Source organism: Microbacterium sp. AZCO (genome assembly GCF_039614715.1).
Taxonomy (GTDB): domain Bacteria; phylum Actinomycetota; class Actinomycetes; order Actinomycetales; family Microbacteriaceae; genus Microbacterium.
Genome location: NZ_CP154857.1, coordinates 3,092,011 through 3,104,048 on the forward strand (window position 1 = coordinate 3,092,011; position 12,038 = coordinate 3,104,048).

At 71.1% G+C, this 12,038-nt stretch carries 10 protein-coding genes; 5 read left to right on the forward strand and 5 right to left on the reverse strand.

Features of this window, described 5'->3' with window-relative positions; translation table 11 throughout:
* The first annotated feature begins 30 nt into the window (after positions 1-30).
* From AAIB33_RS14145 to AAIB33_RS14160, 4 genes are all read left to right on the forward strand, one after another.
* Positions 31-1,443 carry a rhamnulokinase family protein gene (locus AAIB33_RS14145; RefSeq protein ID WP_345800601.1) on the forward strand — a complete coding sequence of 471 codons (1,413 nt, stop codon included), beginning with the start codon at positions 31-33 and terminating at the stop codon, positions 1,441-1,443.
* A complete protein-coding gene (locus AAIB33_RS14150; RefSeq protein WP_345800602.1) occupies positions 1,440-2,411 on the forward strand; it encodes a serine hydrolase domain-containing protein in 972 nt (323 codons plus the stop codon). Before AAIB33_RS14145 ends, AAIB33_RS14150 begins: the two co-directional genes overlap by 4 nt.
* Positions 2,412-2,484: 73 nt before the next feature.
* Positions 2,485-2,712 (forward strand): hypothetical protein, encoded by a 228-nt coding sequence (locus tag AAIB33_RS14155; protein ID WP_345800603.1) that lies wholly within the window; start codon positions 2,485-2,487, stop codon positions 2,710-2,712.
* Positions 2,713-2,755: 43 nt separating this feature from the next.
* Positions 2,756-4,399, forward strand: coding sequence for a DHA2 family efflux MFS transporter permease subunit (locus tag AAIB33_RS14160; protein WP_345800604.1), 1,644 nt, complete (start codon positions 2,756-2,758; stop codon positions 4,397-4,399).
* Positions 4,400-4,424: 25 nt separating this feature from the next.
* Here the strand turns inward: AAIB33_RS14160 and AAIB33_RS14165 are convergent, their stop codons facing one another.
* The 3 genes from AAIB33_RS14165 to AAIB33_RS14175 form a co-directional block, all read right to left on the reverse strand.
* Positions 4,425-5,270, reverse strand: coding sequence for a transglutaminase family protein (locus tag AAIB33_RS14165; protein WP_345800605.1), 846 nt, complete (start codon positions 5,268-5,270; stop codon positions 4,425-4,427).
* Positions 5,271-5,343: 73 nt separating this feature from the next.
* The gene (locus AAIB33_RS14170; RefSeq protein WP_345800606.1) at positions 5,344-6,276 is read right to left on the reverse strand and encodes an alpha-E domain-containing protein; all 933 of its coding nucleotides are present in this window, start codon (positions 6,274-6,276) and stop codon (positions 5,344-5,346) included.
* Positions 6,270-8,042 carry a circularly permuted type 2 ATP-grasp protein gene (locus AAIB33_RS14175; RefSeq protein WP_345800607.1) on the reverse strand — a complete coding sequence of 591 codons (1,773 nt, stop codon included), beginning with the start codon at positions 8,040-8,042 and terminating at the stop codon, positions 6,270-6,272. Before AAIB33_RS14175 ends, AAIB33_RS14170 begins: the two co-directional genes overlap by 7 nt.
* Before the next feature lie 58 nt (positions 8,043-8,100).
* Here AAIB33_RS14175 and AAIB33_RS14180 point away from each other — a divergent pair, with 58 nt between their 5' ends.
* Positions 8,101-9,669 (forward strand): molybdopterin-dependent oxidoreductase, encoded by a 1,569-nt coding sequence (locus AAIB33_RS14180; protein WP_345800608.1) that lies wholly within the window; start codon positions 8,101-8,103, stop codon positions 9,667-9,669.
* Positions 9,670-9,765: 96 nt separating this feature from the next.
* Here AAIB33_RS14180 and rocD read toward each other — a convergent pair whose 3' ends face one another.
* Together rocD and ddaH are read right to left on the reverse strand one after the other, a co-directional pair.
* Positions 9,766-10,995, reverse strand: a complete 1,230-nt coding sequence (gene rocD / locus AAIB33_RS14185) for an ornithine--oxo-acid transaminase (protein WP_345800609.1) — start codon at positions 10,993-10,995, stop codon at positions 9,766-9,768.
* 11 nt (positions 10,996-11,006) lie between these two features.
* On the reverse strand, positions 11,007-11,879 hold the full coding sequence (ddaH, locus tag AAIB33_RS14190; RefSeq protein ID WP_345800610.1) for a dimethylargininase: 873 nt from the start codon (positions 11,877-11,879) through the stop codon (positions 11,007-11,009).
* Positions 11,880-12,038 lie beyond the last annotated feature (159 nt).

A 12,038-nucleotide genomic window follows, 5' to 3' on the forward strand; every position in this document is an offset into this window, starting at 1 on the left:
GCTATGGACACTGAACCAGCGGGGTCTCCGATGAGCGCCGGCGCCGTCGCGGCGATCGACCTCGGCGCGACGAGCGGCCGGGTCATCGTCGGCCACGTCGGCCCGGACACGCTCGAGGCGACGCCGGTCGCCCGGTTCGTCAACGACCCCGTGCAGATCGCCGACGGACTGCACTGGGACATCCTGTCGCTCTACGGCGCAGCGGTGAAGGGGCTCCGCGAGGCGTTCCGCGCCGAGCCGGGCATCGCGAGCATCGGCGTCGACGCCTGGGCGGTCGACTACGGCCTCCTGCGCGGCGGGCGCCTGCTCGGCGATCCGTTCCACTACCGCGACGCCCGCACGGCTCTCGGCGTCGACAGAGTGCACGAGCGGATGCCGCACTCCGCGCTCTACGAGCGCAACGGCCTGCAGTTCCTCCCCTTCAACACGCTGTACCAGTTCGCCGCGGAGCCCCGCGACGTGCTCGAGTTCGCCGACACGGCCCTTCTCATCCCCGACCTCGTCGGGTACTGGCTCACGGGCGAGGCACGTGCCGAGCAGACGAACGCCTCGACGACGGGGCTCTTCCGCGAGGGCGCCTGGAACGACGACCTCATCGCGGCGCTCGGCCCGCCGCGCGGCATCCTGCCTCCGCTCATCGCCCCGGGCGAGCGCCTCGGCGCGCTGCTGCCAGAGGTCGCCGCCTCGATCGGCGCCGGCCCGGGCACGTCGGTCACGGCGGTCGGCTCGCACGACACCGCGTCGGCCGTCGTCGCGGTGCCGATGCAGGCGGATGCCGCCGCGTACATCTCGTGCGGCACGTGGGGCCTCGTCGGCGTCGAGGTGGAGCGCCTCGTCCTCACGCCGGAGGCCCGCGCGGCGAACTTCACGAACGAGGGCGGCGTCGACGGGCGCGTGCGCCTGCTGCACAACGTCATGGGCCTGTGGGTGCTGAGCGAGGCTGTCCGCACGTGGGAGCGGCAGGGTCACCCCATCGACCTGCCGACCCTCCTCGACTCCGCCGAGGAGGTCACCGCCGAGGTGCCGGTCTTCGACGTCAACGACGCGCGCTTCCTGCCGCCGGGCGACATGCCGGCGCGCATCGACGCGTGGTGCGCCGAGCACGGCGTCGCCGCCCCCCGCACCCGCGCGGAGTACGCCCGATCGATCGTCGAGTCGCTCGCGCAGGCGTTCGCCGAGGCATCCGTCGAAGCTGGTCGCATCGGCGGCGTCGACGTGCGCACGATCCACATCGTCGGCGGCGGCGCGCTCAATGAGCTGCTCTGCCAGCGCACGGCCGACCGCTCGGGGCTGCCCGTGCTCGCCGGTCCGGTCGAGGCGACCGCGCTCGGCAACGTGCTCGTGCAGGCGCGCGCCGCGGGCCTCGTCACGGGCTCGCTCGAGGCGCTCCGCGACCTGGTCGCGCGCACCCACGCGCCGCGCCGGTACGATCCGAAGCGATGACCTCCTCCTACTCCGCCGCGTTCGACTGGGCCCGCCGGCATGTCGACGCGGGGCGGCTCCCGACCGCCGTCCTCGGCATCGCCACCGCCGACGGCGTCGTCGCGCTCGACGCGTTCGGCGCGACGAACGGCCGCCCCGCGAAGACCGACGACCACTACCGCCTCTTCTCGATCACGAAGCCGCTCCTCGGCCTCGCCGCGGCCCGCGCCGTCGAGCGCGGGCTCCTCGGCATCGGGACGCCGCTCGCATCGGTCGTGCCCGAGTTCGGCGACCGCGAGGACGTCGTGCGTCTTCGGCACCTCGTGAGCCACACGGCAGGCATCCCCGAGCCTCCGATGGATGCCCCGGGGCTGCCCGAACTGCTCCGCGCGCACGGCCGCGACTTCGCCGCCGGCACGGTCTCGCGCTACTCGACCATCGCCTTCCAGGGCGTCGCCGAGCTCGTCACGCACGCGACGGGACGGGAATGGGATGCCGCCATCGCCGACTGGGCGGACGGCATCGGCGCCGACGGACTGACGCTCGACGAGGCATCCGATCCACATCTCGTCGTCGACGCGGCGGAGGCCGGTCTCGACATCGACGCCTTCGTCGCCAACCGCAACCCCGGCGCGGGCCTCCTCGGCCGCGCGTCGGATCTCCTGGCCCTCGGCAGCGCGCTGCTGCGCAACGACGGCTCCGTCGTCCAGCCCATGACGCTCGCGATGATGCTCCGCCCGTTCACGGGCGACATCCCCCGCCTCGACCCCTATCCCGCCGAGGCCGGTCAGGACTGGGGCTTCGCCTGGAACCTCCGCACCCGGGCTCCCAGCCTCATCGACCGGGACGTCTTCGGGCATGCCGGGTGGTCGGGCACGGAGTTCTGGGTGCATCCGACGGCCGGTGTCGCGTGGGTCCTGCTCACCAACACCGCCGAGAGCCCTGCGAATCCCGACGAGCTCGACAACGCGATCGTCGCCGGGCTCTGAGACCCGGCGGGCAGGAGCCCGGCATCCTGTCAATCCCGTGACCGATGTCCGCCCCTCCCTCTACGGTCGGGCCATGGATGACGCACGCGCCAACAACGACCCCGTCGAAGAGCCGCCGACCGGCACCGACCAGCTCGCGGCCGACAACTCCCCGAGCGGAGACGGCGGCTCTGTCGACGACGAACCCACCGGCGAGGCGCCGACGGGCGGCGACCGCACGACCGAGGAGCAGCTCGAAGCGGACAACCCCGCTGAGGAGGACACGCTCAAGACGCTCGACCCCGACGCTCCCCCGGCCTGAGCCCAAGGGTTGCGCGCGACATATTGCTAGATAAGCTAGCGATATGTCGGATTCCTCGAGCCGTCGCCGCTGGGCGGGCCTCGTCTTCATCAGCGTCGCCGTCGCGCTGATCATCGTCGACTCGACGATCGTCAACGTCGCGATCCCCTCGATCGTCGACGACCTCGGAATCACCTCGACCGAGGTGCAGTGGGTGCAGGAGGCGTACACCCTCGTCTTCGCGTCGCTGCTGCTCGTGTTCGGCAGCATCGCGGATCGCGTCGGACGACGACGGATGCTGCTCATCGGCGTCGTGATCTTCACGCTCGCCTCCGTCGGCGCGGCGATGGCCCCGTCCGGCGAAGCGCTGATCGCGGCGCGCTTCGTGCAGGGCGTCGGCGGTGCGATGATCCTCCCGACGACGCTCTCGCTGCTGAACGCGACCTTCCGGGGCCGCGAGCGCGGCATCGCGTTCGCCGTGTGGGGATCGACGATCGGCGGCATGGCGGCCGTCGGCCCGCTGCTCGGCGGCTGGCTGACGACGGCGTTCTCGTGGCACTGGGCGTTCCTCATCAACGTCCCGCTCGGCATCCTGATCATCGTCGGCGTCCTGCTGACGGTCGACGAGTCCCGCGGCGAGGCGGCGCGCGTCGACGCCGTCGGCGGCCTGCTCTCGATCGTGACGATGGCTTCGCTCGTGTTCGCCCTCATCGAGGGCCGCACCTACGGGTGGTGGCTCACCGATGAGAAGCTGACGATCGGCGACTGGGAATGGCCGTTCGAGCTCTCACCGATCCCCATCGCCTTCGCCATCGCCGCGCTCGGCGTCGTCGCCTTCATCGCGTGGGGGCTGCACCGTCGCCGGATCGGCCGCTCGACGATCATCGCGTTCGGCCTTTTCCGCATCCCCTCGTTCCGCAACGGCAACATCGCCGCGATGATCGTCTCCCTCGGCGAGTTCGGCCTCATCCTCGCGCTCCCCCTGTGGCTGCAGTTCGTGCTCGGCTTCGACGCACTCCAGACCGGCTTCATCCTCCTCTCCCTCGCGATCGGCTCCTTCGTCGCGAGCGGATTCGCGGGGGTCTTCAGCGGTCGCGTCGCACCGGTGTGGATCGTCCGCGCCGGCATCGTCGCCGAGATCATCGGCATCGTGGGGGTCGGGTTCGCGATCGCTCCGGATGCCTCGTGGGTGCCGCTCGTCCCCGCGCTCTTCGTCTACGGCTTCGGCGTGGGCCTCGCGACGGCACAGCTCACCGGTGTCGTGCTCGTCGACGTGCCGGTGACCGAGGGCGGCCAGGCCTCGGGCACGCAGTCGACGGCGCGCCAGCTCGGAGCGGCTCTCGGCATCGCGATCCTCGGCACGATCCTCTTCTCGACGACCGCGTCCGTGCTCACGGCGAAGCTCGACGACCGCGGCCTCCCCGCCGAGCAGCGCGACCAGGTCGTCTCAGCGGTCGTCGACAGCGCCGGCGGCGCGATCGCGGGGCTCGCGGAGTCGCCGCAGACCGAGGCGCTCGCCGACGATGCCAAGGCCGCGTTCTCGGAGGGCACGCGCTACGCGACGTTCGCCGCGGCGGGCTTCCTCGTGCTGGGCCTCGCCGCGACGCTGTCGCTCGGCGGCGGCCGCCGCCGAGACGAGGACGAGCCGTCACAGGGTTCGGAGAATCTCACGGATGTCGGAGCATCCGTCTCCGATCCTCCGAACTAGGTGCGATTCTCCGAACTTCGCGCGCTTACGCCTCGCGCGTGATCGTCACCTTCACGTGCAGGTGGCTCTTGAACGGGCCGGCGTACACGCCGCGCAGCGGCGGGACGTCGTTGTAGTCCCGTCCGCGGCCGACGAGCACGTGGCGGTCGCCGATCTCGATGTTGTTCGTCGGGTCGAAGCCCTGCCAGTCCCCGGCGAACCACTCCACCCACGCGTGCGACTCGCCCGTGACCGCCTGGCCGACCTCCGCGTTCGCCTTCGGGTGCAGATACCCCGAGACGTAGCGGGCCGGGATGCCGACCTCGCGCAGTGCGCCGAGCGTGATGTGCGCGATGTCCTGGCAGACGCCCTTGCGCGCCTCCCACGCCTCGCTCGCGGTGGAGTGCACCCCCGTGATGCCGTGCATGTACTCGACGGCGTCGCCGATCGCGGCCGAGATGGCGTGCGCCGCGCGACCGGGGTGGTCGTGCTGCGCCGCGATCGTGCGGGCGATGTCGGCCACCTCGGGGTGCGGCCTCGTGCGCGCGGTCGTGCCGAGCTGCTCGACCGTCTCGAGCGAGCGTCCGACCTCGCGCGCGAGACGGTCCCACGTGAGGTCGATGTGCTCGATGGGCCGGGGGCGCACCTCGACGAGCGAGCGGGCGGTGATCTTCAGCTCGGCGTGAGGCGACAGCACGTCGAACGCGGCGACGCGCGTGCCGAAGTAGTCGACGTATTGGTTGACCGACGTCGACGGGTCGATCTCGAGGGCCGAGCTCAGCACGAACTGGCTGTCGGTCGAGCCCGGCAGCATCCGCGCCTCGTTGTACGAGGCCGACACGTCGCCCTGATACGAGAAGCCCGTCGCGTGTTCGATGCGGAGACGCTTCATGGGCGCCCTCCCCGCGTGCGGGGGGCGCTGCCCGGTCGGTGCCCTTCGACGAGCTCAGGAACCGCAAGAACCGTCATGAGATCTCTCCGATCCAGCTGGGCTCGGCCTGCGTCGGGAAGAACCTCGAGCGGATGGCCTCGGATGCCTCGCGCGTGACCTTCTGCACGCGGTCCATGTGCTGCGGCAGCTCGCCCAGGATCTCGCCGATGGGCCGGTACTCGAGGTCGTTGCGGATCTGCCCGAGTGCGCGCAGGACGGTGTTCGAGTGCCCGACCCGGTCGGCGCGGGGGTCGATCGCACTCATGCAGTCCTCCGCGCGCTGGATCGAGTAGATGATCGAGCGCGGGAAGAGACGGTCGAGGAGCAGGAACTCCGCCGCGTTGCGGGCGCTCGGCATGCCGCGGTAGGTGCGGAGGTAGGCCTCGTACGCGCCGCACGATCGCAGGATGGTCGTCCAGGAGGGTCCGGATGCCTCGGTCAGCGACCGCGTCGCGAGGAGGCGTGCCGTCATGTCGGCCCGCTCGATGCTGCGTCCGAGCGTGAAGAACTGCCACGCCTCGTCGCGGCTCGTCGAGGAGTCGACGATCCCCACGGCGAGCGCGGCGCGCTCGCGCACCCACTGGAAGAACTCGTGCACCTTCTCGGTCTGCAGCCGCCGCGGCATGCGCGAGTTCGTTGTGTTGAGGCACTCCCACAGCTCGGTGCTGACGATCTCCCGCGCCCGGCGGGCGTTCTCGCGCGCCGCGGTGAGCGAGTAGGCGATGCTCGACGGGTTCATGCGGTCGACAGCGAGGCGCGCGAGCACGTCGTCGCGCGAGACCTTCTCGACCTGCGCCGAGGGGAACGACCCCATCACGGCGAGGAGCGAGCGGCAGGCGGTGTCCTCATCGATCCACGGGTCCTCCAGCAGCAGCTGAAGGTGCACGTCGAGGATGCGTGCGGTGCCGTCGGACCGCTCGATGTACCGCCCGATCCAGAACAGCGACTCAGCGATCCGGCTCAGCACGGCCCAGCCTCCGCGTCGGTCCCCGAGCTTGTCGAGGGGTCGGACACCGAACGCCCGAACGTCATCGTCTGCGTCATCCCGCCCATCGTCTGGGTCATACCGCTCGGACCCTGCTGCTGCTGCTGCTCCTGCTGCTCGACGCGGGAGCGGGGGCGGTCCTGCGGCGAGTGCGCCACCGCGGGCTGGCCGTCGTAGATGATGGGGATCGCCGCCGTGATGGTGGCCGCCTGATCGGCGACGAGACCAGGGAGGCCCTGGCCCTGTCCGTACTCGACGTGCCCGGGGGCCGAGCCGCCGACGATCCACGTGTCCTTCGACCCGCCGCCCTGGCTCGAGTTGACGACGAGCTGGCCCTCGGGAAGCGCGACGCGCGTGAGTCCGCCGGGGAGCACCCAGATATCCTCGCCGTCGTTGACCGCGAAGGGCCGCAGGTCGGCGTGCCGCGGGCGCATCCCGTCCTCGACGAGCGTCGGGATGGTGGAGAGCATGACGACGGGCTGTGCGATCCAGCCGCGGGGGTCGCCGAGCAGCCGCTGCCGGAGCTTCTCGAGCTCGGCGGGTGAGGCATCCGGTCCGACGACCAGTCCCTTGCCGCCCGACCCGTCGACGGGTTTCACGACGAGCTCGTCGAGCCGGTCGAGCACCTCTTCCAGCGCCCCCGGATCCTCGAGCCGCCACGTGTCGACGTTCTTGAGGATCGGCTCCTCGGCGAGGTAGTAGCGGATGAGGTCGGGCACGTAGGTGTAGAGCAGCTTGTCGTCGGCGACGCCGTTGCCGACCGCATTGGCGATCGTGACGTTGCCGAGCCGCGCGGCGAGCATGAGGCCGGGGGCGCCGAGCATCGAGTCGGCGCGGAACTGCAGCGGATCGAGGAAGTCGTCGTCGACGCGCCGGTAGATGACGTCGACCCGCTTGGGACCGCGCGTCGTGCGCATGAACACCTTGCCGCCGACGCACAGGAGGTCGCGGCCCTCGACGAGCTCGACGCCCATGAGCCGCGCGAGGAGCGTGTGCTCGAAGTAGGCGGAGTTGTAGACGCCTGGGGTCAGCACGACGACGTTGGGGTCGTCGATGCCCGCGGGCGCCGAGGCGCGCAGCGCCGCGAGGAGCTTGTTGGGGTAGTCGCCGACGGGCCGCACGCGCATCGAGACGAAGAGCTCGGGGAGCGTCTGCGCCATGACGCGGCGGTTGGAGATGACGTAGCTCACGCCCGACGGCACGCGCACGTTGTCTTCGAGCACGCGCATCTCGCCGTGCTCGTCGCGGATGAGGTCGATCCCGGACACCTGGATGCGCACGCCGTTCGCCGCGTGGATGCCGGCTGCCTGGCGGTAGAAGTACTGCGACGACGCGATGAGCCCGGCCGGCAGAACGCCGTCGCGCACGCAGTACTGGTGCCCGTAGGCGTCGTCGAGGAACGCCTCGAGCGCGCGCACGCGCTGCTTGACGCCCGCCTCGATGCGCGACCACTCGTCGTATTCGATGATGCGCGGCACGGCGTCGAGCGGGAAGGGCCGCTCCTCACCCGCGAAGTCGAAGGTGACGCCCTGCGCGAGGTACGAGCTGGCCAGCGAGTCGGTGCGTCCGCGCAGCTCTTCCTGCGTCATCTGCGCGAGCGCCTGGTACAGCTCGCGATACGCGTCACGGGACTCGACGGGAGCCCCGGGGTGGGTGGGAGAGCCGAACATCTCGTCGAACGCGGGCGTCCCGGAAGGGGTCTTGCGCGGGGCCAATGTGGAGCCGTAGCCGTCGAACAGATCACCCATGCCGATGAGCCTAGTCCGGGCCGTGTTGCCGCTGTGTTTCCGGGATTAGGCTCGCGCTATGACGCAGGAGGTGGATGCCGCGACCCGCACCGGATCGCGCGCTCCCGCACTCGCGGGCGCGGCCGCGGGCGCGGCATCCGCCGTCCTCGGCGAGGGTGTCGGCGAGCTGCTGGCGGTCGTTCTGGCGCCGCCCTCGAGCCCCTTCTCGGTCGTCGGCGGGGTGCTCATCGACCTGGCGCCCGCGTGGGCCAAGGACGCGGCCATCGCCCTCTTCGGCACGAACGACAAGATCGCGCTCCTGGTCGGGATCGCGATCGTCCTGCTGCTCGTGTCGGCGGGGGTCGGCATCCTGGAGCTTCGGCGTCCCTGGTGGGGCGCGACGGTCTTCGCCGCGATCGGGGTCGTCGTCGCGGTGCTCGCCATGACGCGCGCCGAGGCGACGGGGCTCTCCTGGCTGCCGTCGCTCGTGGCGGGCGCCGTCGCCGCGGCGGCCGTGCGGTTCCTCACCGTGCTCGCGCGGCGAGCGGCGCTCGCGAGCGACGCCGAGCCCGCCGACGCTGCGCGGCGCCGGTTCCTCGTCTGGACGGGGTCGGCGGCCGCCGTCGGCATCGTCGCCGTCGTCGTCGGGACCGCCCTCCGGGCGGGGCCGAGCACCGTGGATGCCGTGCGCAAGGCGCTCAAGCTGCCGAAGCCCGCGGTCGCGGCGGCGCCCGTGCCGGCCGGCGCGCAGCTCGACGTCCTCGGCATCTCGCCCGTCGTCACGCCCAACACGAGCTTCTACCGCATCGACACGGCCCTCATCGTTCCGCAGGTGGACCCGGCGACGTGGAGCCTGCGCATCCATGGCCTCGTCGACGAAGAGGTCGTGCTCACCTGGGACGAGCTTCTGGCGCTCCCCCTCGAGGAGAGCTGGACGACGCTCACCTGCGTGTCGAACCCCGTCGGCGGCGACCTCATCGGCAACGCGAAGTGGCTCGGCTACCCCGTGCGGGAGCTCTTGAAGCGGGCGGGTCCGGCCTCGGACGCCGACATGGTGCTGTCGGTGTCCATCGACGGCTTCACCGCGTCGACGCCGCTCGAGGTGCTCATGGAGCCGGGGCGCAACGCGATCCTCGCGGTCGGCATGAACGACGAGCCGCTGCCGCCCGAGCACGGGTTCCCCGTGCGGATGGTCGTGCCGGGCCTCTACGGCTATGTGTCGGCGACCAAGTGGATCACCGAGCTCGAGGTGACGCGCTTCGCCGACGCGTCGGCGTACTGGACCGATCGGGGGTGGTCCCCGAAGGGTCCCGTCAAGCTGCAGTCGCGCATCGACGTCCCCAAGCGCAATCAGGGTCTGAGCCCGGGCGACACCGTCATCGCCGGCGTCGCGTGGCAGCAGCACGTCGGCGTCGCGAAGGTCGAGGTGCAGGTCGACGGCGGCGAGTGGCGCGAGGCTCAGCTCGCGACCGCGATCTCCGACGACACCTGGGTGCAGTGGTCGATCCCGTGGACGGCCGAGAAGGGCGACCACGCGATCCGCTGCCGTGCGACCAACACCATGGGTGAGACGCAGACCGAGAAGGATGCCTGGCCCATGCCCGACGGCGCGACCGGCTGGCAGCAGCTCAACGTCACCGTCGCCTGACGCCCCCGTCACCGGTTCAGGACGGTCGCCTCTGATCAGGCCGTATCGGCCGATCCGGTCCTGATCTGGGCGCTTCGTCCTGATCTCGTGACGGCCTCAGCCCTCGAGGACGACCTTGAGCTGCTCGATCGCCCAGTCGAGCTCGGTCGCGCGCACGACGAGCGGCGGCGCGACGCGGATGGTCTGGCCGTGCGTGTCCTTGACGAGCACGCCGCGGCCGATCAGGCGCTCGGCGACCTCGCGTCCCGTGCCCCGCGCGGGGTCGATGTCGACGCCGGCCCACAGGCCCGCGACGCGCACACCCGTCACGCCGTGCCCGACGAGCTCGGTGAGCTTCGCCTCGAGGTGCTCGCCCAGCGTCTTGGCCCGACGCTGGAACTCGCCGGTCTCGAGCAGCTCGACGACGCGCCGCCCGACGGCGGACGCGAGCGGATTGCCGCCGAAGGTCGAGCCGTGCTCCCCCGGGCGGATGACACCCAGCACGTCCTCGTTCGCCGCGACGGCGGAGAGGGGCAGGATGCCGCCACCCAGCGCCTTGCCGAGCAGATAGAGGTCGGGCACGACGCCCTCCCGGTCGCACGCGAACGTCTCGCCCACGCGGCCGAGCCCCGACTGGATCTCGTCGGCGATGAGGAGCACGTTGTTCTTCGTGCAGATCTCGCGCACGGCGGCGAGGTAGCCGGCAGGCGGGATGACGACGCCGGCCTCGCCCTGGATCGGCTCGATCAGCACGGCCGCCGCCTCGGGCGTGATCGCTGCCTCGATCGCGGCCGCGTCGCCGTACGGCACCGACACGAATCCGGGCGCGAAGGGGCCGAACCCGTCGCGCGACTGCGGGTCGTCGCTGAAGCCGACGATCGTGGTCGTGCGTCCGTGGAAGTTGCCGTGCGCGACGACGACGGTCGCGGCATCCTGAGCCACTCCCTTGACCCGGTAGGCCCACGCGCGCGCCACCTTCAGGCCCGTCTCGACGGCCTCGGCGCCCGTGTTCATGGGCAGCACGAGGTCTTTTCCGGTGAGTCGGGCGAGCGCCTCGGCGAAGCCGCCGAGCTGGTCGTTGTGGTACGCGCGGCTCGTGAGGGTGAGCCGGCCGAGCTGCTCCTCGGCGGCGGCGACGAGCGCGGGATGCCGGTGGCCGAAGTTGAGGGCGGAGTACGCCGACAGCAGGTCGAGGTAGCGCTTGCCCTCGACGTCGGTGACCCACGCGCCCTCCCCTCGCGCGATGACGACGGGAAGCGGGTGGTAGTTGCGGGCGACGTGCTGCTCCTCCGACCCGATGACGCGGATCGTCGAGGTGTCGAGCGTCGGCGACTGCGAGGTGGTCATGGCTCGGCCTTTCAGCGTCGGAGTTCGAGCGTGCAGCACTTGATGCCGCCGCCGCCGAGCAGAAGCTCGGAGAGGTCGACGAGCACGGGGTTGTAGCCGCGCTCGCGCAGCTGCGCCTCGAAGCCCTTGGCGCGCGGCGAGATGATGACGTTGCGGCCGTCGCTCGCGGAGTTGAGGCCGAACACCGAGCCGTCGGCGTCGGACACGAGGATCGCGTCGGGGTAGCGCTCGGCGAGGATGCCCCGACTGCGCTCGTCGAACGCGTGCTCGAGATAGGCGATGTTGGCGCGCTCGACGCCGCCCTCGCCCTGCACGGGGTCGAGCACGGCGATCGCCGTGTCGAGGTGGTAGAACCGCGGGTCGATGAGGGTCAGCGAGACGACCTCCTTGCCGAAGACGTCGCGCAGCTCGGCGTGGCTGTCGCCCGTCGAGCGGAAGCCCGTGCCGGCGAGGATCGTGTCGCCGACGAGCAGGAAGTCGCCCTCGCCCTCGTTGACCTCGCGCGGCTCGACGACATCGAAGCCGTTGTCGCGGAACCAGTCCATGAAGGCCGGCCCTTCGGGCACGCGCTCCTGGAACCGGAACTTCGCGCCGTACGCCACGTTGTCGATGACGAATCCGCCGTTGGCCGTGTAGACCATGTCGGGCAGGCCCTCGAGCGGATCGATGAGCTGCACCTCGTGGCCGAGCGCGAGATAGGTGTCGTACAGCGTCTGCCACTGCCGGACGGCGAGGGCCGTGTCGGTCGGGTTGGCGGGCTCCATCCAGGGGTTGATCGTGTAGCTCACCGTGAAGTGCTCGGGGCGGCACATCAGGTATCGGCGATGCTGTTGGATGCGGGCCTCCGCCATCGTGGCCTCCGGTGCGGGCGCGGTGTTCTGCATGGGTTTCATGCTCCTTCGAACGAGCGGCGGACGCTGTCCAGAGGCCCGGCGGCCCTTGCGAACATCGGTTCCTGAGCCTGTCGAAGACAGGAGCCGCGATTCGAAGGGAACAACACGGGCACGCCGCATCCATTGTCTCATGCACCGTGCGGATCCCCT

Coding starts and splice junctions, on each gene's coding strand:
- AAIB33_RS14145 (WP_345800601.1), top strand. CDS start 31: ATGAGCGCCGGCGCCGTCGCGGCGATCGACCTCGGCGCGACGAGCGGC.
- AAIB33_RS14150 (WP_345800602.1), top strand. CDS start 1,440: ATGACCTCCTCCTACTCCGCCGCGTTCGACTGGGCCCGCCGGCATGTC.
- AAIB33_RS14155 (WP_345800603.1), top strand. CDS start 2,485: ATGGATGACGCACGCGCCAACAACGACCCCGTCGAAGAGCCGCCGACC.
- AAIB33_RS14160 (WP_345800604.1), top strand. CDS start 2,756: ATGTCGGATTCCTCGAGCCGTCGCCGCTGGGCGGGCCTCGTCTTCATC.
- AAIB33_RS14165 (WP_345800605.1), bottom strand. CDS start 5,270: ATGAAGCGTCTCCGCATCGAACACGCGACGGGCTTCTCGTATCAGGGC.
- AAIB33_RS14175 (WP_345800607.1), bottom strand. CDS start 8,042: ATGGGTGATCTGTTCGACGGCTACGGCTCCACATTGGCCCCGCGCAAG.
- AAIB33_RS14180 (WP_345800608.1), top strand. CDS start 8,101: ATGACGCAGGAGGTGGATGCCGCGACCCGCACCGGATCGCGCGCTCCC.
- rocD (WP_345800609.1), bottom strand. CDS start 10,995: ATGACCACCTCGCAGTCGCCGACGCTCGACACCTCGACGATCCGCGTC.
- ddaH (WP_345800610.1), bottom strand. CDS start 11,879: ATGCAGAACACCGCGCCCGCACCGGAGGCCACGATGGCGGAGGCCCGC.